Consider the following 22,554-nt stretch of genomic DNA (forward strand, 5'->3'; position numbering starts at 1 on the left):
TTCAGGGAGGGGTAATACTCAGTTTCGATTATTTGCAGTTGCACTGAATCACAGTGAAAACTAGCTGCGCAGCAATACGACCAGAGAAAGCACCATTAATAAAACTGAGGCAATGCGTTTCATTTGCGCTCCTTTTTGTTATCGTCATTCAATCCCTTCAGGGGGACGGTGGAGCCACCTGGCCAGGGTAATAAAATAAGGATGATGGCTATCAGCTGTGCTCCCAAACGACGGTAGTCATACACCTCCTCTAACCCTTTTATATTTAGCCATATTGCCGCTATCCACCCGAGCCACCAAAGGATCGAATACAACCAGTTAATGGTTATCCTTACTCGACGGTTCACATCCTTTGCTTTGCAGTCTGGCCCGCCCCCCTGCGCTGTTGTTTTCATTTGCCCTCCTCATTACATTCGGCCTTCTGGTCAGGCTCCCGTTTATCCAGCCATTCAGTGAAGCTGTAGCGTTGCTGCTCATCTCGTTGACGCTCGAAAAGCGCACGCGCTTCTTTTTCGTCTTTGAGCCATGCAGCAATGTCATCAGGCTCTATTGCCCTCTTCTCTTTCACTGTGCGGCACAGTTTTTCGAACGCGTCTTTATCTCTCGGGCTAACCGACTGCAATGCCTGATTGATTCGGCCTTCCCAGCTATCGGGAGCGTCCATTTTGCGTGATGCTGCCAGGAACAAGAGGAAACCTAGGACCACGCCCATAATGATAAATCCAGGCTGTTGATAAAAAACACCGCCGAGAAACATGCTGCACGGGAGGGCTGCTGCGCACCAAAATATCCGGTACTTATGTAGCTTTTTCCCGGCACGCCATTTCTTCAGGTCTTCTTCGATAACATCCAGCTCAGTTTTAAACGACATATGCAGCTCCCTTAGTTGATGGTGTCACCGAGGCGCAGCTGGCTGGCCTGGCGGAGAACGTCATCCGGGTTGATGTTGCCGACTGAGGTGGTACTGGATGTAGCGGTCTGGCTCGCCGGTTGAGGGGTCACGGCGTTCTGCGCGGCATTGCCGGCTTTCTGCAGTTCCTCTTTCGCTTTAGCGTCCTCAGCGTCTTCCAGGGTTTCCAGGCGGAAGCCCTTCTGGAACACGACGGTGACCAGGTTGCCGGCGCCGATGTCGATTACCGGGTGGTACTGCTCGGCGCGTTTAATCCAGTACTGGCTCAGCGTGTCGGCCGCCTTGCTGGCTCCGCCTCCGAAGCCCTGCTTAAACACATCACCTGCGCCAACACTTGCAGTGGCGCCGAGGCCGACGGATGGTGTGGCGGCAGATTTGATGCCTTCTCCAAAGCCTGACAGGAGGCCGGAAGCGCCGGCGTAGCCGACAATCATACCGTTTCGCATAACGGGCTTACCGCGAACGCCGCCTTTCCCCTGGTAGCTGACATGGCCATCGAACTCCATATCAACGTGCTTGCCGTTTTTCAGTACACAGCTGATTGATTTTGTCCGGACAATCCCGCGCTCGCTGGAGATGTCGCCCCAGATTTCACCCACAACAAAGCAGCCGTCAGCGCTGTATTCTTTGTTGTTCGGCATCTGGATATTGCCCAGCAGGCGGATGGTGACGGGCTGGGTGTTCTGCTGACCGGTAACGCTGGCGTTGGCGTCGGCACCTTCAATCATGATGGCGTCAGAGAAGGAGCCAGAAGGAATCCAGGGCAATTTAGTTGGCTTTTTCTTCAGGCTGTCGTAGCTGAACTTTGTTGTCGACAGACCGCCTGTCATGCGCTGGCCTGAGCCGCCCGGGTAGAACGCTGCGCCCTGCCCCATATTCACACCAGTGGCGGCCGGTGCACCTGCGGGGGTCACATTGTATTCGGGTGGTCGGGCCTGACCGGCAGCAACGGGACCGGGGAGTGGTGTTCCGTTCGGGCCTGCAGGTGGTGTCTGCTGGCCAGTGGTCACGTTGCTGCCGGGGGCTTTCGTAAGCTGGTCGTTCAGGCGCTGAATTTCAGCGTCCTTTTCGGCCAGCTTTTGCTCGGTGGTGAGCTTGTTCTGCGCGAACTGCTGGGCAAGCGTGGCAAGGTTTTGCTCAAGGGCGGAGGTCTTTGCCTGCTGCTGCGTCAGTGCGGCATCGTTGACCTGCTCGTTAAACGTCGCGGTCACAACGCCGGTCAGGTTTGGTGTTGCAGCCGGTGCGGGTTGCTTTTGTTTTTGCTGGTATTGCCCGTACCACATTACGCCGCCTGCTGCAGCTGCGCCGCCAATGATGACGGCGGCCAGGATGGCCAGCTGCTTGCGGCGGGTTTTCAGGTTTTCATTCAGGCTTATGGTCATGGGCGAGCGTCTCCGTCATCTGAAAACACAATCCAGGCATAGCCTTCGCCGCCAGCGTAGAGCTGGTTCTGTGACAGCATTACGGCCCGGACGCCCTTGCGCCAGAAATCGCGCTCGCGGAGGCTGCGGGTGATGCTGCCCGGGTTGCTCATCCGGAAGCGAACAACCCGCAGGTGGTTGCCCACAAACTGGCGTTCAGGCGTCAGGCGTACATCACTGGCGGGTGTGTAAGCCGGCATGCGGCTGACCGGGTATTCCCGGTAGTCGTCCGGCACCTGACCATTGACTACAGCGCGGGATAGCGCAACCAGCGTTTTTTCATAGGTCTGCCCTTCTTCCCATGCCTTCGCATCGTCGTTCTTACGAAGTGGTGGTGACATCGGGGTGAAGCGCAGTGTTTTGCCGTTACCCGGCTGCGGCCTGACGTTCAGGCTCAGCGATGAGCCGTGGTCAGTCTGGATAAACAGGGTGAAGTTCTGGCCGACAAGCGGAGACAGGATAAGCGCTCCGTCCTCGGTCTGGCTCTGGTCATACGCACCGGTTGGTCCGCTGATGCTGGTAATGAGTTCTCCGTCTACAACAACCTTGCTCGGGTTGGTGTTGCTGAGGGTGACGTTAAAGGCGGCGTCGTTCTCAAACGGAATGGCTGCGGGTGCGGAAGCGGCCCGAAGGCCGCTGGTAAATAATCCCGCTGCCAGAAACACAGCAGCAGCTGCCGGTGAAATGCGAAATTTCATGGGCAGTCCTGTCAGTTAGTGGGAGATACCGGCTTGAGTTCTTCAAAGCTGTGGAGGTTAATCACACCGTTGTCATAGCTCAGTTTCAGTCGGTAGGTTTTTTCCTGGTCTTTCAGTGGCGTGATGATTGCGCCGTTTGTGGTGGAGGATTTCAGTACCCCGCTGTACTGCACGGAGCCATCATCCATGACGCGAATTTCTTTCGTGTCGAACTGAGTGGTGATGCCCGCTTTCTGAATGCGCTCAGTTTCTATGTCCAGGGCTTTCTTGAGTACGTCCCGTTCGGCGGAGGGGACAAATCCAAGAATCATTTTCTGGTTATGTTCGATGTTTTCCGGAGTAACGTTCAGTCGCCAGTAAATAAAGGAAGCGGCGAACTGTGTCAGGCCGGTGGCATCAACACTTTTAGAATCTGATGCAAATGGGCGGTTAAACGTTAATGGCGTGGTGATGGTTTTCTGGGTTGTGGCGAAATACCATGCGAGTGACCCTGTCAGTACATTCCCTACGCCCATGACTAAAGTTAAAGCTGAAAGACCAATAAACGCATAGCGGAGTTGTTTATCGCGCTCTCCTTTAATATTCAGTTTCATGAAAAACTATGCCCTCCAGTGCCGGAAACTTGAATCAGGTATCTGGCGAAAGGTTGCTTTGAATAAAAGCGATGGCAGGTGCCAGTAGCAGAAATTAAGCAACCAGTACGACCCCTGCCCTTTCTTCAGATATCTGACGATGAACCAGAGAATTCCCGCGATTACACCAAGTTCAAGTGACAAGTTGTTAAGCACCCCGAAAAGTAGAAGGGGTGCGGTAACAATCAATTCGTCAATTGGTAAGCCTAAATAGCGGCCCTGCTGGTTCATTGTTTCCGGGAAGTTATATTTATCTCCTTCCCCGCTCATCTTTTAGCTCGCGATGTTGAAGGCGATGCGGGTAAAGATGATTGCCATAACAATACCGACAAAGACCAATGGATTGCGGGCCTTAATGTAAATAAACAGGCCCATGATGATTTCGGCGATGTAGAACCATGTAATCAGTGATGAGCCAGAGCCGAAAGTGGAATTAACCGTTGCTTTCTGTGAGGAAAGAAGGTCAGTACCGGATGCGAATGCCGGGTGAGTGACCATGAGTGCAATTAAAAAAGCGCTTGCTGACTTTAAGTAAAATTTAGCTTTGCGATTTTCGCGTGCTTTGCGGAATAAAGACGCTACCGCCCATCCCTTACCGACGTTAAGGGCACTGCCTTTGGTTAACATGCTTGTTTTCTCCGAAGTAAACAAAAGTGAATCGCGTAAGTGCTTGTTTACGCGGGCGCAATTGTCCCATGACCCTAAAAAAAAAAAACCGTGACGCATGTCACACTTTTTAGAATCATTCGGATTTATCTGAATATGTAAGTGAGTAGGCTTTGTTGACCAGAAAGTTCGGAAATGGCCTCCGGGATCTATAGCTATGAAAGTAAAAGAGAAAATGTGGGATGGTCGCGGCCGTCCTCGCAAGTTCCAGCCGGGTGAAGCGGTGGAGTGGCGATTGCGTGCTCCGGATAATCTGCTTATGGAGCTGAGAATATGTGCCAGGACTGGCAACAGAAGTGTGAATGAGGAAATTATTGCCAGGCTTTTGTTGTCGCTGAATTATCAACCTGGGAAACCTGTCATTAAAACTGCGGAGGGTGAGCGACTTATTGCACTGGCGGTGAGATTTGAAGAATGGCTAGGGCAATTGCTTGATAGTGAATCTGTTGATGTTGCTAATGAAATTAAAACCTCGCCCAAACAAGAGCAATTATGGATGTGGCGTGAGGGTGAGCGAATTTTGCTTCCAGGGAAAACAACCGGATATAGCATGCGTATTCCCGAGAATCTTGCTGATGAAATCAGGGCAATGGCGAAGGTGCATAACCGTAGTCTGAATGACGAAATGCTCACCCGCCTGATGAATACGCTGGGTTACTTTACGGAAAGGTTGCTTGACCAGAACGAGGATGCACAGGCACTTAAAGTTCTCTGTATGGAGTTTGAAGTTTTCCTGAAGGAAAAAATAAAGGAGGTGGAGAAAGGTGACCTTCCCTGGGATGAAAAACCGTCCCTGTGATCGATGTGGGCCGGGGTGTCCGGCTCACAGATTTATTCTTTTTCGTTGATGAAGTGCCTTGCTTCTGCTTCGTTCTCGGCTGTGTTTATGCCGCTTAAAATCATATCAAGCGTATCTTCAAGGCTGCCTTCGCCGTCTTTTCCTGTCATTTTTAAATACATCTCAGCGATTAGGGTGGCAATGAGAACTGTGCCTTCGCGTGAGCCGGCTGCTTTTCTTATGAGGTCTCTTCGATATCCTTCGATATCAAATTGATTGCCATCCTCGCCATCGCGTTTATAAACAAGCAGTCCAAGCCGGATTAATTCGTTGCAGGTAGCTGATATGTTTGCTTCTCCAGCATTAGCGCCGTTCTGCAGGTCTTGTTGAACAATATCGCGAACTTCACGTTCAATTTTATCTTTAAGGTAAATGCCGACTCTTCCCATATTTCTTACCTGTTTTAAGTTAGTGTCGGAACCGACACTATATATGGCCTTTTGGTGGATTTTCATATTGCTGCGCAAAGGTGCAATGGATTGATACTTCTGTGAATTTCTGCTCTATACAGTAGTACAATCCAGCACTATGATGTGCGACAGTGTGACACTGTGCGATATATAATTCAATGTAATTAAAGCATATCTACAATTGTACGATACATGTGTGACATACCGACACTAACAGGTATCAGGATTATACGATAGGGTAGTGTCGGTATGTACGACATTAAACGGTCACAGTTCAATAACGCGCAAATTTCTTGCAGGCATCCACATGAAATTAAAAGAAAAATCTGCAAGACGAAGTCTTGCGTGGGGTGTGATGTTTTAAAGGGTTAGTAAAGAGCGGCATGTTAATACCGCCTACTGCTCTGACATGTTTATTTCGGACAGATGTAAAATCCCATCAGGAAAGCGTTCACGCGCGTTTGTAGTGAATTTACTTGATTACGACGATCCGCCGGGGTATTTTTTAAAGCGCCTCTCCAGGGCCCGTTTATTTCGCTAAAAGGCCAAACCATGAAAATATCGTTACTGCCTGCTGCTTTGCTGACTCTTTCACTATCTGCTGGCGCAGCTCCGCAGATGTGCTTTGATCAGGCCGGGAAAGATTATCAAATTGATCCGCTTCTGCTTATGTCAATTTCGATTAAAGAGAGCCATCTGGTACCAGATGCGATAAATGGATCAAACAGGAATGGGACAGAAGATGTCTGTGGGATGCAGGTGAACAGCTCTCATTACGGTAAACTTAAAAACTTCAATATTACCCGTGAGCGCCTGTTAAATGATCCATGTATGTGCGTTTATACGGGTGCATGGGTACTGGCGCACAACTTCAGGTCATACGGAAAAAACTGGGACAGCGTGGGGATGTATAATACGGGGCCGAGCAAAAAGCTCATTACGCAGCGCAAGGCCTATGCGCAGGATATCAAAAATATATATCGCGTATTACTGGCCAGAAAAAAGTTACTTTCTGAACGTCTCGCGCCAGCTGCGGGAAAGGAGCATGATATTAAAATTGCAGAAACAGCATCGCTTAACAGCGGACAGTAAAAAGCCGCTCTGTTGAGCGGCTTAATTTTCAGGCCTTCAGTTTTGCAAACTCCTCAGCCATTTTCCAGAGCACCTGATTTAATTTGATGTCACCATCTATTCCGGTGACTTCCCGCGTTCTGGTGATCTTCCCTTTTTCCGTTCTGCCACGAATCCCCCCACGGATCACATTTTCCTGCACCACGTTAAACGTGGTCCATAAATCCTGGCCTCTGTCGAGCACACGGCGAGGGTTAATAATTTGCTCCGGTGTAATCGGCGCTGGTTTTCCATCGTACTTAAGTTCCAGGGCGGTCGCACCAAAAAGGCGTTGTTCAGGCAAAGTCAGCTGAATGCTTTTCATGAGGTCTATATTTTCATCAACCGCGTCAAATGTTTTCAGCACCGTGTAAGCGCCTTCGATAACCTGCCCGACAATATCTCCTTTGTGGGGTACGCGGATTTCACCAAAATCCTTCCACGCAACCAACCCATTACTACAAACCTGACGGAACATACCGGGGATCATTTTATAGCTGCTTGAACCATCATGGCTATTCAGCAGAATAATTTCCGGTACTTCTTTTCCGTTAATCTGGTCATGACGACGCAGGCGAAGCATATGCTTTGTAAAGTCGCGTTTATCCTGGTCACGTGTACGTGACTGCGTAGCATAATACGGCTGAAAACCTTCATCACGTAAACGATCAAGTATGTTTATGGTCGGGATATATGTATAGCGTTCAGAGCGTGAATCGTGTTTATCCGATGAAAACGCGCTCGGAACGATGAGCTGTAATTCCTCATTCGTCAACGGACGGTCTTTACGGATCGAGGTAGGCATACGATAGCGGCTTGCGAAACTGACCATTTTTATTTACTCCTGATTATTTAGTTAAAGATGAAGAAATAACGCGATGAAAATTATCCAGCGGCATTGCAGCTGCCACCGGGCGACCATCTACAAACCAGACAGAGATATAATCCGGGCATTCGTCATTAATTAACGTCAGCTCAGTGGCATTCACTGGCGGCGTAAAAATTGCCGGTTGTGGCTCCCCTTCCGATGCTGCCAGGACCCAGCAAAACAGATCCGTGAACTGGGACATTGTGAGGTTTGAATCACATCTTCCGGCGGTTTCCTCTCCGGCGGTTTTGACGTTGACGTTCTGTGTGTTCATCCTGCTTTTCTCCTCTGGTGGTGGTTGTCCATCTCCCAGGCTGGTACTCTCGCGGCAAGGGCCAAGTAGCTACGGCGGGACGGCAGAAGAAGGGCGGAGACAAAAGTTTTTGCGCCCCGCAAAAAGTTTTGGCGGAGTGCATTTCACCCTTCGGATGACGACCAGACGGTGCTACGACCAGCCCTCCGCGTGAGGACGCATGGGGGATGGCCTCACCGGATGAACAGGATGCACACACCCGACACGTCGGAACGGCGTGGCGACATTAAAGCGACGGCATCAGCCGGCGCGGTGAAGGCGTTCCGGACGGCACGGCCGGAGAAGCCGCAGCCCCTGACCTTCGCCATCAGACCCTAGCGTCAGCCCGAAACCCGAAGGGGTTCGGCGGAGCCCGGCGGGTGCACAGCAGCCGCCCTGGCGGAGTGGGGCTCGACGACCGGACAGCAGCGCTGGCCGGGAGCCGAAGGGGGCCATCTCCCTGTCCTGTTTTTGGGTTATGGCCATAACGGAACTGCAGCTGAGAAAGTTAACCAGCAGGACGCCGGTTATGATCGCATGTAAGGAGAGAAGCACAGCAACGGGGAAAGGCAGGAGCGCCGGAGGCGCTTTCGCCCTCCCCGTTTCCCCGAAGGGGAAAGAGGGTTTATGCGGTTGCCCCGATGATATGCACCGGGGCCAGGATTTCCGATCAGATCGGTTCTCCGCTGTCACCTCCGTTTTCCTGCTCATAGTGCATCATGGCCATATTCAGCAGGGCATTAAATCCGTCGATACCCGCCCCGTCCGGCTCGCACTGTTCGCACAGGTGCAGCAGATTGGCCAGAAAATCCGTGATGACAGTTTGCACGCTTTCGCTTTCCCTGTTCAGCCCGGTTTTACAGGCAAATTTCCAGAGCACATCTGCAGCCAGCGCGGCGTGATCATCGTTGCTGCGGATTTTTAGCGGTTCAGACTGGCCTTGCAGGCGTTCTGCCATCGTCTCCAGCACGGTGGCCGGAACAGCGTTCAGTGTGTTGCTCATCATTTTTCTCTCTCCCCGCGGCAGGTCTGCCCTGCCGCTCTGTCAGTCAGGCGGCCACGGTGGCCAGAAAGTTTTTCATAGCTTCGAAACGGCTGCGGAACGCCAGACGTCCCTGCCAGTCATTGAAGTAATAAACGGGGGTATAACGCACGCGATTTGCTTTCAGGGTCAGCGTATTACCGGTCACGACTTTCGCAGGGATACCCAGCAGTGACAGCTGGATAAAGGCCATATCAGCCACCATCGGATCAATATCTGTGCAGGTGGCATACAGCTGTTCTGACGGGTTATATCCCGCCTCAGTCATCCAGTATGCAAAGGCAATGACCATACCGGCGCTACCACAGGCAGGCTCATCGAGTGTCATCCAACCCTCACGCTTTATCGTCTCCTGAGCGCCGGGCATGAGTAGTCCGGCCATCAGGCGGGAGATGGAGGACGGAGAGAAATACTGCCCCATTTCATCCGCGCCCAGCTCCTGCTCCATATACAGCGCGCCGAGGAAATCATGAATTTCACCCGCCAGCCCCTCCACCAACAGGCAGAACAGCTGCTTCATGGCGTCCAGATCGTCCGGCTGATACCGTTCGCAGATGCGACGGCTGTTTTCGATGTTCTCCGGCGAGCGAATACGGGCCATATCCAGCTCGCTGGCTGCCAGGGTGATGAAGTCGCGGAACACTTCGGAACGGCGCATATTTTTCGCCGTCTGACGGAAGACACTGGCGAACTCTTTACGCGCCTCAGCTGGCGACAGCATCCGGGCAGGCGCAGAACCCTGCGGCTGCGGATCAATCTGGTCTGCCAGGAACAGGGATTCAAAACTCAGTTGTGACATGGTTTCTCCTTACCGGCCGCCCGCGGGCGGCCGTCTCCTGTTAAGCCAGTCCAAGCGCCGGGTAGACGCTGACAGCCAGACCGCAGTCAGCATCGGTGGCGTAGCCCGTTTCGGCATTTACCACGGACAGGAACGGCTGCCACTGTGAGAAGCGCAGCGCGGGGACGCGAGCGCGTTTTCCGGCGCGGAGGGCATTTACAAATGCCTTCGCCTGTGCGACAGTTTGCGGGTCAAATTTCACGATCAATCTCCTTACTTTGGTTGTGATTGCCGGTTCACCGTTCCAGCGGCTAACCGGCGTTGAGAAAGCAGGGGCAACCCTGCTTTTTTAATGCGCGGAATTCAGCGGCGCATCGAGACAGAAACGGGCGATCACGTCGCCAATCAGCTCCCGGTGATGGCGGGTGTGCAGGTCATGGCACTCAAAGAAACGCGCGCCGTACCGGACAAAAATCGCGGTCACATCCCCGCCCGTAAATTCCATCGACTTGAACGACTCCCCGCCATACCCCCTGCACCAGTCCACTGGCGGCAACGTTTCCAGCTGGTCGATATACCGGGCCTCGGTGATTTCCGCCCAGGGACGGCGATAGCCGTCATTCTGCTTTTCCTGTACCAGAGTCGCGGGGATCAGCTCCGCATCCGGATAGAGACGGCGAAGGGATTCCAGCGTTATTGCTTCACGCTGAGTCACCCACTGCCCTTCCAGCTGGGTTGCCCGGTCATAAACGGCGTTATGTGACGGAACGAAAAAGGCCATTGGTGCAGCGGCCGGGGTGTTAACGTTCATTTTTATGCTCCTGTCTGATGAGGTTCCGTGCGGCGGCTGCCGCACGGGGTGAGCCGGATTTAAATGTCGATACCTGCGCGCTCGATCAGGCGCACAAACTGTTTGAAGTGGTCAGCTTCAGCCACATGGATATGGCGGAACTGTTTATCGACGCCGCTGCTGAGGGCGTAGAAATAGGTGCAGCGCATTGTTTCGGGGCAGCGTCTGCGCAGTTTCTTCAGCTCAGCAAGGCTGCTGAACTCCAGAACGTCCGATTCCTCCTCAGAGTTTTTTTTCGTCTCAGCGACGAGGATCGTGTGCGAGACAGGGTTTTGTTCTTTCCCCCATCTTCCGGCGGTTTCTTCTCCGGCGGTTTTGACGTTGACGTTTCGTGTGTGCATCCTGGTTTTCTCCTGTGGTGATGGTTGTCCATCTCCCTGGCTGGTACTCTCGCGGCAAAGGGCAAGGGGAGCGACGGCGGGGCGGCAGAAAAAGGGCGCTGACAACAGTTTTTGCGGCTCTTCGCAAAAAGTTTTGGCAGCGTTCACTTCACCCTTTTGAGGACGACACGACGGTGCTACAAGCAGCCCTCCGCGTGAGGACGGACAGGGTGATGGCCTCACCGGATGAACAGGATGCACACACCCGACACGTCGGAACGGCGTGGCGACATTAAAGCGACGGCTCCGCCGGCGCGGTGAAGGCGTTCCGGACGGCACGGCCGGAGAAGCCGCAGCCCTTGACCTCAGCCATCAGACCCTAGCGAAGCCCGAACCCCGAAGGGATTCGGCGGAGACTGGACGGTGCGCAGCAGCGGCCCTGGCGGAGTGGGGCTCGACGACCGGACAGCAACGCTGGCCGGGAGCCGAAGGGGGCCACCGCCCTGCCCTGTTTTCGGGTTATGGCCACTGAGCTGCAGCTGAGAAAGTTAACCAGCAGGACGCCGGATATGACGCCCGGGATGAAGAACACAGGGAAAACCAGGCTGAAGCCAGGTACAGGCAGGTAACTCATGGCGCGCTGACTTCAGCAAAATCAGGCAGGAAAGGCTGGAGTGTGGACAAGGTGGAGGGAGCCGAGGGGCAGCGCCGGAGGCGCGTCCCCCTTCCCCCGTTCCCCGCAGGGGAACAGACCTTCCGGGTTGTTCATGCATGCGACTGCACCCTTCTGGATGGAAAAAGGGGCTACCGGTAAACCGGCAACCCCTTCATAAAGGCGCTTCAGGCATGTCCAGACAGCCTCAGCCCCTTAGTGGCGGGAGTTTCCCCCCGCCGGGGTTGGCTACTTAGCGGATTCGTAAGCCATGAAAGCCGCCACCTCCCTGTCCGTGTCCCTGTAACGGATTTCGCAGAGCGATTTCCGTGTCAGGTAAGTGAATATCAGCAGTGTGAGACACACAATCAATACACACCAGATCAGGGTATTTCGTGGCAGTTTCATAGCCGTCTTCTCCTTGCCTTGCGGCTGCTAAGAGGCTATTCTGTTGGTGTCTAGTCAAGCAGATGGCCTCGTTTGGTTGGTTAATGAAAATTAACTNGCGGATTCGTAAGCCATGAAAGCCGCCACCTCCCTGTCCGTGTCCCTGTAACGGATTTCGCAGAGCGATTTCCGTGTCAGGTAAGTGAATATCAGCAGTGTGAGACACACAATCAATACACACCAGATCAGGGTATTTCGTGGCAGTTTCATAGCCGTCTTCTCCTTGCCTTGCGGCTGCTAAGAGGCTATTCTGTTGGTGTCTAGTCAAGCAGATGGCCTCGTTTGGTTGGTTAATGAAAATTAACTTCCTACGGGGCTTTCTTCTTTTTGCCACACAACCGGTAACAAACCACCTTCACGTCATGAGGCAAAAAGCCTCAAGCGCCAACGCCATTATATCCCGTCGTCGATCATCTGCCCAGGAATAACAGTCTGAAAACTGTATAAATCCTCATCATTTTTGCGCGTCATTCAGCCCCCTGCTGATACCGCAACTTGTTCGGAACCTGCCAGCGTTCAGCCATGCGGATGTTCTCCGGCGTTTCCCGGACGATAAACGGGATATCGTACATCACTGTATACAGTGGCTCGCCGCTGATGCGAAGCCAGTCAAGTTCCTTCAGCGACGCGAACCGCGACTGCCAGCGCCAGAACGGTCCGGCAAGCTCTGCCGCGTCAAACTCGTCGCTCCACCGGGTGTACCAGGTGCAGACGGTTTCCGGTGACTGAAAATTCAGGTCGATTTTTGCCTGCTCCAGCAGGTTCTGGCGCAGTTTCCAGCGCTGTTCGTAATCACGAGACTGGCGGCGCAGCTGGCGCGTGGTCTTAATGCCAGACCTGTGCAGCCGTCGACCCGTGCGGGTGTGCATGACTTCAGGAAACAGTTCGGCCTGTACGTCAATCGTGAGCGGCAGCGGGCAGGCTTCGCCACTGGTGGCGATCATGGTGTTAAGCGCCTCCTCGACCTGTTTCAGGTTCGAATGACGGTTATTTGGCACCCAGTGCAGGCCAGGTATTTTATTGGCCACCGTGGCGTTGAGACGCCCGCTGCCCGTAAGAAGACGCAGAAATGTACGCACATACGGCATGGCGGGCAGTCGTGCGCCGCGTTCGCGGGCAGACTCAACATGGCTGATAGCCTGTATTGCAGCCTGACGGGCGGGCTTCAGGGAAACGAGCGCGTGTGAGGACGGGATCATGCTGTCACCTCCACATTCATCAGCTTCACCACGGTGCTGGCAGTGCAGTTAAAGCGGCGCATACCTGCCAGCTGCGCGACCATCTGGTTTATCCGATCAGGCTGGAGCGTGTCGCTCTGGTAAAGGGTACGCACCACGTCACCGCCGGAGGACAGCAGCACCAGAAGCCAGTACGGCGAGACTTCGCCGGGGCTGCACACGCACAGATGCCAGTCATCACTGCCGTCCGCGCTGAAGCGGCACTGGACGGGGAAGAAGCCGCCGAACTCGCTGCGGAACTCGGCGCAGACGCGCCATCCTTCAGGTGTCGACAGGAGGCCGGTCACGGCATCGCTGAGGGCGCGGCGCGCGACCTCGCCCTGCTGACGGATAAACTCCAGGTAGGATGCGGTCAGGGTGTTGATTCGGTTCAGGTCATATTGCATGGTCATCTCTGTTCCCGCCGCCCGAAGGCGGCGGCCTCCGGTATTAAGCAGCGTGGTCAGTGGTGTCAGCGTCGGTTTCGGTGGCTTCTTCAGCCCCAGCGGCTGGCGCTGTGCGCACCATCCAGTCAGGCAGCCAGCCCTGAGCATTCAGATCCTGTTCGGCGGCCTTTGCCGCATCGCGGCGCTTGAGCTTCACAACTTCACCCGCACGGGCGCTGAGTCCGGCTTCTTCATAGGCTTTGCCAATCTGGGAAATCGTGAGCTTGCCGAAGTAGCTCTCAGCATCCGGCTGCCACCATTTGCGCAGGTCAAAGTCCAGCGCCGCTTCCAGCCCGTCCAGTTCGCTTTTCTGCGTATGGTTGTACATACGCTCCTGAATACCGTTGATACCGTGTGCCGCACAGAATCCCAGCAGGGTGTTTATCTGCTCTGCTGACCATGACAGCAGCCAGGTGAAATCGAGATGCCAGTTTTCTGGCAGCATTGCCTGAAGCGCTTTTTTCTGTGCATTGAGCGCCGTCAGCGCCTTCCCTTCGTCACCGGATGGAGCCAGTGATGCAAGGTGATACTGATTCGAGGACACGGAGGCTTTCAGCGGTTGGCTGCGCTTGCCGTGGGTGCGTTCAAAGAGCGCAAGACACAGCGTCCACGTCAGGAGCGCCACCGATACGTCAGGACGACCCGCCAGTTCGGCCTGAACAGCCAGAGTACGTTCGGCTGACATGGCCTTAACCAGCGTTGCCGGATAGGCGTCTGCGGGAATGTCAGGCGTGGTGTATCTGATCACGTTCTTTTCACGTTCCTGACGCGCCTGTTCTTCTTCTGCCCGGTCTTCGTCGGTCAGCTTGCGGATACCTGGCTGAACCCGAAAATTGTTACCATCCCATGACACCCAGATACCGTGGGCGGCGCGAAATTCCGGCGTGGCTTCGCGATACTCTGCCTCGCAGTAAATGTCATCGATCTGCTGCTGAAGCTCGTATTCGTCATCGCAGGTTTCAGTGGCGTCCCTTTGTTCTTCCAGCTCGCTGACGCGCTTCTGTTCTTCTTCCGTCAGGACAGCTTTCGGCATGGCAAAACGGTAAAGTTCACCGTCCTCACCGCTGAAGCTGAGTTCCGTCATACGATACTCAGCCCAGCCCCAGCCCTGCTCCTGCTTAACGCGGGCGGCGAGCACGGTGAGCTTGCCAGCCAGCAGAGATTTCACCAGCGCCGCATCGGCAAAGGTGCTGTCCTTGTCGCTGAACAGGTCGGCGGCCAGCGTACCGCCAGCGGCGGTATAGGCTTCCTCGCCCACATACTCAAACATCGGGTGACTGATGGCCATCTTGTCGTCGGTCACCATTTTACGCAGAGTCTGTACGGCAGGATCGCGCCACTTTTCAACAGCCTCTTTCCAGACCTGCTCCTGACGCTCATGGGTATCAGCAAGTGTCAGGACTTCACACTGTTCAAGGGAGATTTCATCCCGCGCCAGCGCATCCAGCAGGGAGGGGGCAAGATTCGCCAGCTTCAGGCAGCGCTGAACGTGGCGCGGGTGATAACCCATCAGGGCGCCGATCTGAGAAGCCGTTTTACCTTCCTGCTGAAGGGTACGAAAACCGATAATCTGCTCGGCGGGATGCATGTTTTTACGTCGACCGTTCTCGATCATCGAGGCCGCCACAGCCATCTCCACGGGCAGGACTTTCACCGGAACAAACGGCGTGTCTGCATCGAGCACACCGCGCATCACCAGAATGCCTGTGCCTCTGCGGCGACCTTCCCCGCCGACAATGCCGATCGTACCGTCCGGCAGTTCTGCACCGATCAGGTTCTGGAGGATGCCCATTGCCTGAATGCTGTCTGCCATCTCTTCCACTTCCCGATCGGTATGCGGAATGATGCGCGTGTTTAAGCCAGTGTGTGACAGGCGGGAGTACGGGAAGATTTGCACGGGCGTATCAGCGAGCAGCTGGACGAGCTTCTGCTCGGTAGACTGCGCGATTTTTTCCGCAGATTTTGTCTGACGGGTGGTCTTAGCTGTCTTTTTTGCCGTAGTATTGGTGGCGACCATGATTTTTACCTCTCAGTGATAGTTGTGGTTAGCCGTGGCCGGAGGGCTATCCGGTCACGGCACTCGATTAATCAGTGATGCGTTTCGGGTGTGCTGCCAGTGCAGCAAAGGACGGATAGCCATCAAGAACCTGCATCATGACTTTTGCCCCTTCCAGCATCGCTTTATCCGTTACGCTGCCGCTGTTTTCACATACGTTGATCGTTGCCACGATCCCCGATTTCACATCTGAAAAACGCTCATACATGCGGTTGCTGTACAGGACTCGTTTCCCTCCTGCCATCACCTGCCAGTTGTTGCAGTCGTTAAAGCGGGTGTCCACGTTGTCAAACTCGACCACGTGGGTGTCGCTGGCCTGAATGCGCAGCAGCTTCACGATTTCGGTGCTCTGCCCGACCTTACGGGTCGCCGGACGGGTGTTAAGGTTCTGCATTTTTCCTCCTTCTCTGGGTTAAGGCCGGACATCCGGCCTCCGGTTAAAGCTGCACGTATTGCAGATTGCGTTTCAGTTCAAAAAGAAAATCCGGTTCAAACGACCAGGCGCGCCAGTTAAGCGTTCCGTTGGTGCGGATCTCCACCTGCACGTCGCCGTATCGGGACACGTCGGACAGGGTGACGGTGACCCCCGCCTTCAGCGAAGTGGCCTGAGCCACCCACTCCCGCGCGACAGAAACAGGGTTTTGCTCTTCCCCACATCTTCCGGCGGTTTCTTCTCCGGCGGTTTTGACGTTGACGTTTCGTGTGTGCATCCTGGTTTTCTCCTGTGGTGATGGTTTATCCATCTCCCTGGCTGGTACTCTCGCGGCAAAGGGCAAGGGGAGCGACGGCGGGGCGGCAGAAAAAGGGCGCTGACAACAGTTTTTGCGGCCCTTCGCAAAAAGTTTTGGCAGCGTTCACTTCACCCTTTTGAGGACGACACGACGGTGCTACAAGCAGCCCTCCGCGTGAGGACGGACAGGGTGATGGCCTCACCGGATGAACAGGATGCACACACCCGACACGTCGGAACGGCGTGGCGACATTAAAGCGACGGCTCCGCCGGCGCGGTGAAGGCGTTCCGGACGGCACGGCCGGAGAAGCCGCAGCCTTTGACCTCAGCCATCAGACCCTAGCGAAGCCCGAACCCCGAAGGGATTCGGCGGAGACTGGACGGTGCGCAGCAGCGGCCCTGGCGGAGTGGGGCTCGACGACCGGACGGCGCAGCTGGCCGGGAGCCGAAGGGGGCCAGAAGTGGGGTTCAGGTGTTCTGAGAAAATTTGCTGATCGGGTTTCATAGCCGGTGATCACGCCACGCCACGCCACGCCACGCCACGCCACGCCACGCCACGCCACGCCACGCCACGCAGGACCGTATCCGTGACAATTTTCCCTCACAAGGGTTTTCATCTGCATCGCTCAGGGCTTACATCAGGGCGGGAGGGGGCAGCGCCGCAGGCGCTGGCCTTGCCGCCCCGTCAGCCTGAAGGGATGACAGGGTTTTCGCGCGCGAACAGGCGGCGCAGATGCCCCGCCCGGATTATTTACAGTCTGTCGCTCTGACCGCCATCGAGAATGAAGTGGCCGCAAAGCCAGACGGCACACTGGCGGGTAGCCGATTCGCAGATCTCATCCAGCACTTTCGCTGTGGTTACGGGGCTGAGTCCTGATTCGCGACGTCGCGCGTTGATGAGCGTTTTATACTGGCGCAGGATGCTGCGGGTTTCCGGTGACAGTTGCATGGTGTTCTCCTTTTTTCAGTTTCCGGAGGCAACGCCTCCGGTTTCTCTGTCAGGCATCGAGCGCAGCGCGCAGGCTCAACATGACGTCGTTTTCTTCTTTCAGGGTTTCTTCTGCCGATCCGCCGCCATCCTCAGCGCATACGGCGATACGCTCCATTTCCTTCCCTGCAAGCTGCATCACCACCGCAAGCGCCGCTGCCGGAATGGTGACATTACGGTGTTTCCGTTTTTCTTCCACCATCACCTCAACAATGTTGTAGATGAGAGGGACACATCCGGAGGGATACAACTCTGCCTCCAGTCTTTCCATCACCACGTCGATCTCTTCATCACTGAGATCCCAGTCAATGCAGAGACCGCGAATATCGTTCCGGCTCCAGCTGGCGAATACAAATTTCTCGCCGTCATTATCGTCATCACGCAGCATTTCGATGGCTATCTCTTTTGCTGTACCAATCATGTTTTTCTCCATTAGTGGGGCGGCATTGCCGCCCGTGGTGAATCAGTCAAGAGCACGCCAGATCGTGGCGCTTTCAGGATGGGTATCAGCAAATGCCATAAGCTGCTCATAACGGCGGCAGAAGTGGCGGCACAGCTCCTCATGGTCATGGTTACTGTGGTGCCAGCTCCGGTGATTCAGTACCAGCGCCGTGAGGATGATCCCCGCCACCTCCCCGCTGACAGTCTGCTCAAACCAGTTGCCCGGATTGCACAGGGTCAGGCTCTCCACGTCAGGCGCCATATATCCGCCACCTTCCGGCAGCCGGTAAAACTGCCAGAATCCCCCCTGATACTCAGGGCAGTAACGCCAGGCATAGGCGTACACGGATGCCTCGGACGTCATAAAATCGCCGCCAAACAAATCAGGCAGGAAAGTCAGGCGCTGCGCCCCCTCAAGACGAACGGCATCACAACAGGTCACGGTCTGGTTCATAGATCCTCCACGGTTAACATATTCTCGGTTCCGGCATCGCCGTGACGACACGACAGACCGGCGAAAAGCGGAGGACACAGGGGCGACGCCGCAAGCCGCAGCGCAAAGCCTTCACGGGCTGAATGCACCGTGAAGGGTGCGAACGGGTGAGGACGGAGGCGTCAGCGAACCCTTGTGGCCGATGCGGCCGGGCTACAGTGAAGTCACGGCGCATGCCGTCACCGCACGGAGCTTCAGGGGAGTTTCATTGTCCCGACGTGGCCCGGAGGGCAGCGGCGGATAAAAGCGGAAGGCACTGACATCCTTTTCGCTGTGGATGTCCACCGGTTGCCGGGGCGTTACCCCGGCTCTCTCCCTTACGCGGCCAGCGCCTCCTGTAATGCGTGAACGTCCTTCAGCTCATTCCTGACGGTTTCTGGCTCCTGCCGCCCGGCTTCCCAGGCCATTCCGATCCGGTTTTCCAGCTCGCATTCATAGTTACGCAGGACGCGGGACAGGAGTACCGCCGGAACACTCACCTGACGGTTTGCCGCTTCGCGCTGACGGGTCAGAAGGTCGCTAATGGTCAGATTATTTACCCCCTGCTGACGGTATTGCGTCATTTTCATTTCGCCGAGCGCCTTCATCACCTCCCGGATTTCAGCCCCGTCCGGTTCTGGCTGGGCTTCACGGCAGGCCACGCTAATCCCCTCTTCCGTCCAGACCAGCAGGACCAGGGGTTCGTCAAACGTGAACATGTTTTCAAGCTGTACACAAAGTTCTTCGCGGATTCCGTACATCGTTTTTTCTCTCTTGCTAAGGGGTTACAGGCCGGGCCTCAGCCCGGCAGGGTAAGTCAGTCCTGAAAGGTTTCGTCCAGCACCAGGGCTTCACGGTAGGCTTCCAGAAGCAGGGTGTTGATCCGGCGCAGGGTCTGCGCAGCCATACGTTCGGTAAGCGTTGCCGCGTCGTGCCGGTGCTGCGATTCGAGGCGGTTCAGCAGCATCCGCACGTCACACATGGCATTGCTGAGCGCGGCCACGTCCGCGCGCAGGGTTTCAAGGCCCGGGTAGTTCATGCCGCCTCCGGCCAGTCGGGATAAAACGCACCGTCATTGGCCGCCGGCATCCTTCTCGCCCGCTCAACCTGCGCCAGGCGGCGAACGCCGGCGGCGTGGTACTGCTCAAGCATCTCGATCCCGATATAGCGGCGGCTGGCTTCGGCGGCGGCCACGCAGGTGGAGCCGCTGCCGGCGAACGGGTCAAGGACAATGGCCCCCGGATGCGTGAGCGATTCAATCAGCGGTCGCAGGCTCTGCACCGGCTTCTCCGTCGGGTGGTGTCGGTTGCCCGTGTATTTCCAGGGGATCACGTCCGGGATGGGACGGTCCGGGGTTTGCGGCCTCCCCTTCGCCAGCAGGTAGGCGCTCTCATGTGTGTAACCCACGAACGTCGATTTTGAGGCGTAGCTCTTGGCAAAGACGATATGGCCAACCACCCGGAAACCGGCCGTTTTCCACGCATTCAGAAACAGATCCGCGCGGTTCCAGGCATAGAAACTCACCATGAGGCTGTCATTTTTCAGCACGCGGTACATTTCATGACAGGCGGGCTGGAGCCATTCCGCTGAGTTGTCCCCGGCCAGGGTGCGCCCGGTACGGTCTTTATAGCCAACCAGATACGGCGGATCGGTAAGAATAAAATCGACGGCACGCGCCGGGAAACGGGACATCACCTGCACGCAGTCACCCAGAATAAAACGGGACATAGACACACTCCTCTCTGATATGCGGCACCCTCTTGCGCCGTGCCGCCACAAAAACCCGGCTCTGAGCGGAGGACGCAGGGGCGTTCCCGCAGGCCGCAGCGCAAGCCCTTCACGGGCTGAATGCACCGTGAAGGGTGCGAACGGGTGAGGAGAACGGCGATGAGCTTCCCTTGCGGCCGCAGCGGCCGGGTTAGCGTGAAGGCACGGCGTTGAACACGCCGCCGGCTGGCGGCAATAAGGCGGAGGGAACCGACATCCTTCGGTGCCGGTTCTGGTAGCTGATGAGTCAGGCAGGGTATGGCAGAATGTACACTGATAATGGATTCGCGCCGTTATCTTACATGTATGCCTTTGATTTCAGGACGTCCCCGACCGGAGACGTCCTTTTTTTTGCTGGTCTGATGTGATATTTAGTTGATGAAACGATTCGCCAGGTGTGTGATTATCACGGATGAAAACAGTAAAGGGTTTTCACTTAAAACAAATATGACTCATTTGAGGACGCTCTTTTCCCGGAAAGCGTCCTGCTTTTTTTCGTCAGCGCCCCTTCACTCCGTCAATGGCAATCTGCAGCGTGTCCCAGTTAAATCCGATTCCGGCATCATGGCTTCGGTCGCAGATACGCATTGCTTCTGCAATTTTATCTTCAGACAGACTGTCATCAAGTGAAAGAAAATCATCTGCCAGCCAAAATGTCCCCAGACACAGTGCATCCGGTGGGTACTGCTTCAGCCTGGCCATGAGTCCTGCCACCGTCACATCATCCCGGCAGGCTGAAACAGGCGGCAGCGCGCGATCGGCGATGTCATTCCAGCACCAGTCATCCTCCTCCGGCACCGCTTCATGCAGGGTCTGTAATTCCACGCCCGGGAGCTGGGAAAGCTGCTCCCGGATTTCACCCAGGCACAGTCGTTCACTGCTGGCATCCTCGCTCCCCAGGTAGTGGTTGTTGATATACACGGCAAATTCGCCGTTATTCAGTTCAATACAGGTCAGTCTGAACATGGTTGTGTCCTCAGCATCCGGCACCCTCTTGCGCCGTGCCGCCACAAAAACCCGGCGAAAAGCGGAAGACGCCAGGGCGACGCCGAAGCCGCAGCGCAAGCCCTTCACGGGCTGAATGCACCGTGCAGGGCGCGAACGGGTGAGGACGGAGGCGACAGCTTCCCTGGAGGCAGAAGCGGCCGGGTTAGCGTGAAGGCACGGCGGGTAATTTTTACGGGTTAAGTAAAGCGGAGGAAAATTTCACATTAAAGTAAAATGTGATTTACATCACAAAACAACACATTATAATCGCCGAAAAATTAAGCGTTTAGTTTTGACGGCAGGGATGTGATGTCACCCTGCCATTTTTTTAGCCCTGAAGTCTAACGAGGATTTAACGCGCAGGAGCTGCCCCCATACGCCTCAGAGCATCCTGTACTTCCCGCAGTCCAAAAATATCTTCCGGCGGCTGCTCTTTTCCGGCCAGACTACAGACCGTAAAGACGGCATTTGATGCGGCTAATCTCTCACGGTGCAGCGCCTGCAGTGCCACAACGACCAGCGTGCGTTCGTCTCCTGACAGGTCTTCAAGCTTCATACCGTTTCCTTCAGGTTAATGTTCATATTCATCCCCGTCCCTTTGGTTTTTTCTCGTCAAACGCCAGGAGAACCCCGAGGCCGATCAGTGAGGCGTAGCAGACCTGCATCGCGATTGTCACCGGCAGGGAGATGTTATCAGCCAGAACGCCGGGAACCACAACGGCCACGCCTGCCAGTATCATTCCCCTGCCGGTCTTTTTGACCAGTTCCGGCCACTGAGATTCAGGCACATTCCGGGCTCGCAGAAAGTTATGAATGCACTGCTCTGCCTTTTGTTTAATCACTGACATGTTCTAGTCTCCGAATGCCCGTCGCATATTTTTCTTTATCCTGGTCGCATCACCGGTTGCCGGTGCGGCAGGCTCTGCTGGTTTCTCCGGTACTGCAGCCTTACTCGCGACAGCTGTACCGGCCATCTGCTGAACCAGAACCTGCAGCTCGCTGACCGTGCCGGGCGGTACCGGCATGCTGGCCAGCAGACGCGGCAGCTCCGGTGCGGTCGTGTGCAGGGCCAGACCGGTGATAATCAGGTTTCTCAGCAGCTCTCCACGCAGGCGCGATGACACCCCCGTCAGCACACGCTCAACCCGTTCACTGCTACGGTCATCCTGAAGCGTCAGGGTGTAACGCCGGCGCTGATATTTCGTCTCCGGTGACATGGCCAGCGCGGCCACACCGCCATCCGGCTCATCAGGAAGTCCGGAAAGTGAAGACCAGGTGCCGGAGACCAGGGCCATCACGGCGCAAAGCCGGATGGCGCTCAGCTGCCCGTCAAAGAACACCGGGATCAGCGCCGGTAAACGGGCATCCGTCTGGTACACCACCGCCCCGGCGGTGGCTGCGGTCCGGATGAAGTCTCCGCGCAGGGGCTGTGAGATGGTGCTGATGGTCGCCATCGCTGCGATGTCGGTGCGATCGTCGCTGTGCAGATAGAAAGAATACTGGCCGTCCGGCACGT

Annotated in this window: 35 protein-coding genes and 2 pseudogenes; 2 read left to right on the forward strand and 35 right to left on the reverse strand. The window is 55.5% G+C overall.

Annotated elements, in window-relative coordinates; all coding sequences use genetic code 11:
• Window positions 1-119: 119 nt before the first annotated feature.
• The 7 genes from LA04_RS05355 to LA04_RS05385 are packed head-to-tail and all read right to left on the reverse strand — an operon-like array spanning window position 120 to window position 4,288.
• On the reverse strand, window positions 120-395 hold the full coding sequence (locus LA04_RS05355; protein WP_047650750.1) for a hypothetical protein: 276 nt from the start codon (window positions 393-395) through the stop codon (window positions 120-122).
• Window positions 392-871, reverse strand: coding sequence for a hypothetical protein (locus tag LA04_RS05360; RefSeq protein WP_047650751.1), 480 nt, complete (start codon window positions 869-871; stop codon window positions 392-394). Before LA04_RS05360 ends, LA04_RS05355 begins: the two co-directional genes overlap by 4 nt.
• An 11-nt stretch (window positions 872-882) precedes the next feature.
• On the reverse strand, window positions 883-2,286 hold the full coding sequence (gene traB, locus LA04_RS05365) for an F-type conjugal transfer pilus assembly protein TraB (RefSeq protein ID WP_047650805.1): 1,404 nt from the start codon (window positions 2,284-2,286) through the stop codon (window positions 883-885).
• A gap of 2 nt (window positions 2,287-2,288) precedes the next feature.
• Window positions 2,289-3,029, reverse strand: a complete 741-nt coding sequence (gene traK / locus LA04_RS05370; protein WP_023338038.1) for a type-F conjugative transfer system secretin TraK — start codon at window positions 3,027-3,029, stop codon at window positions 2,289-2,291.
• An 11-nt stretch (window positions 3,030-3,040) separates the two neighbouring features.
• The gene (locus LA04_RS05375) at window positions 3,041-3,622 is read right to left on the reverse strand and encodes a TraE/TraK family type IV conjugative transfer system protein (RefSeq protein WP_032663614.1); all 582 of its coding nucleotides are present in this window, start codon (window positions 3,620-3,622) and stop codon (window positions 3,041-3,043) included.
• A gap of 6 nt (window positions 3,623-3,628) precedes the next feature.
• Window positions 3,629-3,931, reverse strand: coding sequence for a type IV conjugative transfer system protein TraL (gene traL, locus LA04_RS05380; protein WP_047650752.1), 303 nt, complete (start codon window positions 3,929-3,931; stop codon window positions 3,629-3,631).
• A gap of 3 nt (window positions 3,932-3,934) precedes the next feature.
• On the reverse strand, window positions 3,935-4,288 hold the full coding sequence (locus tag LA04_RS05385) for a type IV conjugative transfer system pilin TraA (RefSeq protein ID WP_047650753.1): 354 nt from the start codon (window positions 4,286-4,288) through the stop codon (window positions 3,935-3,937).
• Between the two features lie 196 nt (window positions 4,289-4,484).
• Here LA04_RS05385 and LA04_RS05390 point away from each other — a divergent pair, with 196 nt between their 5' ends.
• Window positions 4,485-5,126: an Arc family DNA-binding protein gene (locus LA04_RS05390; RefSeq protein WP_047650754.1), complete on the forward strand. Its 642-nt coding sequence runs from the start codon at window positions 4,485-4,487 to the stop codon at window positions 5,124-5,126.
• Between the two features lie 32 nt (window positions 5,127-5,158).
• On the opposite strand, the gene LA04_RS05395 is transcribed toward LA04_RS05390, so the two are convergent.
• Window positions 5,159-5,554 (reverse strand): relaxosome protein TraM, encoded by a 396-nt coding sequence (locus tag LA04_RS05395; protein ID WP_023327730.1) that lies wholly within the window; start codon window positions 5,552-5,554, stop codon window positions 5,159-5,161.
• A gap of 573 nt (window positions 5,555-6,127) precedes the next feature.
• Here LA04_RS05395 and LA04_RS05405 point away from each other — a divergent pair.
• Window positions 6,128-6,667, forward strand: coding sequence for a lytic transglycosylase domain-containing protein (locus LA04_RS05405; protein ID WP_047650756.1), 540 nt, complete (start codon window positions 6,128-6,130; stop codon window positions 6,665-6,667).
• A gap of 28 nt (window positions 6,668-6,695) precedes the next feature.
• On the opposite strand, the gene LA04_RS05410 is transcribed toward LA04_RS05405, so the two are convergent.
• The 27 genes and pseudogenes from LA04_RS05410 to LA04_RS05530 all read right to left on the reverse strand — a co-directional run bounded on the left by LA04_RS05410 (window position 6,696) and on the right by LA04_RS05530 (window position 22,552).
• Entirely contained in the window at window positions 6,696-7,517 is an 822-nt protein-coding gene (locus LA04_RS05410) for a DUF932 domain-containing protein (protein WP_032663726.1), read from the reverse strand.
• A 16-nt stretch (window positions 7,518-7,533) separates the two neighbouring features.
• Entirely contained in the window at window positions 7,534-7,827 is a 294-nt protein-coding gene (locus LA04_RS05415; protein WP_047650757.1) for a hypothetical protein, read from the reverse strand.
• Window positions 7,828-8,515: 688 nt separating this feature from the next.
• On the reverse strand, window positions 8,516-8,851 hold the full coding sequence (locus LA04_RS05420) for a hypothetical protein (protein WP_047650758.1): 336 nt from the start codon (window positions 8,849-8,851) through the stop codon (window positions 8,516-8,518).
• Window positions 8,852-8,894: 43 nt separating this feature from the next.
• Window positions 8,895-9,686 (reverse strand): N-6 DNA methylase, encoded by a 792-nt coding sequence (locus LA04_RS05425; RefSeq protein ID WP_047650759.1) that lies wholly within the window; start codon window positions 9,684-9,686, stop codon window positions 8,895-8,897.
• A gap of 40 nt (window positions 9,687-9,726) precedes the next feature.
• The gene (locus LA04_RS05430) at window positions 9,727-9,927 is read right to left on the reverse strand and encodes a hypothetical protein (protein WP_013087182.1); all 201 of its coding nucleotides are present in this window, start codon (window positions 9,925-9,927) and stop codon (window positions 9,727-9,729) included.
• An 87-nt stretch (window positions 9,928-10,014) separates the two neighbouring features.
• Complete coding sequence (locus tag LA04_RS05435) at window positions 10,015-10,476, reverse strand: DUF1419 domain-containing protein (protein WP_052119524.1); 462 nt, start codon at window positions 10,474-10,476, stop codon at window positions 10,015-10,017.
• Between the two features lie 59 nt (window positions 10,477-10,535).
• On the reverse strand, window positions 10,536-10,856 hold the full coding sequence (locus LA04_RS05440; protein ID WP_047650760.1) for a hypothetical protein: 321 nt from the start codon (window positions 10,854-10,856) through the stop codon (window positions 10,536-10,538).
• Window positions 10,857-11,736: 880 nt separating this feature from the next.
• Entirely contained in the window at window positions 11,737-11,859 is a 123-nt protein-coding gene (locus tag LA04_RS05445) for a type I toxin-antitoxin system Hok family toxin (protein ID WP_233456288.1), read from the reverse strand.
• Window positions 11,804-11,953: pseudogene (locus LA04_RS24930) on the reverse strand (DUF5431 family protein); the annotation flags it as partial. The gene LA04_RS05445 and the pseudogene LA04_RS24930, both read right to left, overlap by 56 nt.
• A gap of 32 nt (window positions 11,954-11,985) precedes the next feature.
• On the reverse strand, window positions 11,986-12,108 hold the full coding sequence (locus tag LA04_RS24690) for a type I toxin-antitoxin system Hok family toxin (RefSeq protein ID WP_326929942.1): 123 nt from the start codon (window positions 12,106-12,108) through the stop codon (window positions 11,986-11,988).
• Window positions 12,053-12,268: pseudogene (locus tag LA04_RS24935) on the reverse strand (DUF5431 family protein); the annotation flags it as partial. The pseudogene LA04_RS24935 and the gene LA04_RS24690, both read right to left, overlap by 56 nt.
• A 133-nt stretch (window positions 12,269-12,401) precedes the next feature.
• The gene (locus LA04_RS05455) at window positions 12,402-13,133 is read right to left on the reverse strand and encodes a plasmid SOS inhibition protein A (RefSeq protein WP_047650764.1); all 732 of its coding nucleotides are present in this window, start codon (window positions 13,131-13,133) and stop codon (window positions 12,402-12,404) included.
• On the reverse strand, window positions 13,130-13,564 hold the full coding sequence (gene psiB / locus LA04_RS05460) for a conjugation system SOS inhibitor PsiB (RefSeq protein ID WP_047650765.1): 435 nt from the start codon (window positions 13,562-13,564) through the stop codon (window positions 13,130-13,132). The genes LA04_RS05455 and psiB overlap by 4 nt, the downstream gene beginning before the upstream one ends.
• A 37-nt stretch (window positions 13,565-13,601) precedes the next feature.
• Window positions 13,602-15,614 (reverse strand): ParB/RepB/Spo0J family partition protein, encoded by a 2,013-nt coding sequence (locus LA04_RS05465; protein WP_047650766.1) that lies wholly within the window; start codon window positions 15,612-15,614, stop codon window positions 13,602-13,604.
• 67 nt (window positions 15,615-15,681) lie between these two features.
• Window positions 15,682-16,047, reverse strand: a complete 366-nt coding sequence (locus LA04_RS05470) for a hypothetical protein (protein WP_045261360.1) — start codon at window positions 16,045-16,047, stop codon at window positions 15,682-15,684.
• A gap of 43 nt (window positions 16,048-16,090) precedes the next feature.
• A complete protein-coding gene (locus LA04_RS05475) occupies window positions 16,091-16,363 on the reverse strand; it encodes a hypothetical protein (RefSeq protein WP_047650767.1) in 273 nt (90 codons plus the stop codon).
• 352 nt (window positions 16,364-16,715) lie between these two features.
• Entirely contained in the window at window positions 16,716-17,000 is a 285-nt protein-coding gene (locus LA04_RS24625; protein WP_047650768.1) for a hypothetical protein, read from the reverse strand.
• Between the two features lie 134 nt (window positions 17,001-17,134).
• Window positions 17,135-17,332 carry a hypothetical protein gene (locus LA04_RS05485; protein ID WP_047650769.1) on the reverse strand — a complete coding sequence of 66 codons (198 nt, stop codon included), beginning with the start codon at window positions 17,330-17,332 and terminating at the stop codon, window positions 17,135-17,137.
• Window positions 17,333-17,381: 49 nt separating this feature from the next.
• A complete protein-coding gene (locus tag LA04_RS05490) occupies window positions 17,382-17,792 on the reverse strand; it encodes a DUF1380 family protein (RefSeq protein WP_032663704.1) in 411 nt (136 codons plus the stop codon).
• A gap of 42 nt (window positions 17,793-17,834) precedes the next feature.
• Entirely contained in the window at window positions 17,835-18,266 is a 432-nt protein-coding gene (locus LA04_RS05495) for an antirestriction protein (protein ID WP_047650770.1), read from the reverse strand.
• A 356-nt stretch (window positions 18,267-18,622) separates the two neighbouring features.
• Window positions 18,623-19,045, reverse strand: coding sequence for a DUF1380 family protein (locus LA04_RS05500; RefSeq protein WP_047650771.1), 423 nt, complete (start codon window positions 19,043-19,045; stop codon window positions 18,623-18,625).
• A gap of 56 nt (window positions 19,046-19,101) precedes the next feature.
• Complete coding sequence (locus LA04_RS05505; RefSeq protein ID WP_045261336.1) at window positions 19,102-19,323, reverse strand: hypothetical protein; 222 nt, start codon at window positions 19,321-19,323, stop codon at window positions 19,102-19,104.
• Window positions 19,320-20,012, reverse strand: coding sequence for a DNA methylase (locus tag LA04_RS05510; RefSeq protein ID WP_047650772.1), 693 nt, complete (start codon window positions 20,010-20,012; stop codon window positions 19,320-19,322). The genes LA04_RS05505 and LA04_RS05510 overlap by 4 nt, the downstream gene beginning before the upstream one ends.
• A 537-nt stretch (window positions 20,013-20,549) precedes the next feature.
• Window positions 20,550-21,017, reverse strand: a complete 468-nt coding sequence (locus LA04_RS23350) for a hypothetical protein (protein WP_047650773.1) — start codon at window positions 21,015-21,017, stop codon at window positions 20,550-20,552.
• Between the two features lie 373 nt (window positions 21,018-21,390).
• Window positions 21,391-21,594, reverse strand: a complete 204-nt coding sequence (locus tag LA04_RS05520; protein WP_029403856.1) for a hypothetical protein — start codon at window positions 21,592-21,594, stop codon at window positions 21,391-21,393.
• Window positions 21,595-21,622: 28 nt separating this feature from the next.
• Window positions 21,623-21,886, reverse strand: a complete 264-nt coding sequence (locus LA04_RS05525) for a hypothetical protein (RefSeq protein WP_047650774.1) — start codon at window positions 21,884-21,886, stop codon at window positions 21,623-21,625.
• Between the two features lie 3 nt (window positions 21,887-21,889).
• Entirely contained in the window at window positions 21,890-22,552 is a 663-nt protein-coding gene (locus LA04_RS05530) for a plasmid partitioning/stability family protein (RefSeq protein WP_047650775.1), read from the reverse strand.
• Between the last annotated feature and the right edge of the window lie 2 nt (window positions 22,553-22,554).

This window comes from Enterobacter sp. UCD-UG_FMILLET, from assembly GCF_000762975.1.
In the GTDB taxonomy this organism is placed as follows: domain Bacteria; phylum Pseudomonadota; class Gammaproteobacteria; order Enterobacterales; family Enterobacteriaceae; genus Enterobacter; species Enterobacter dykesii.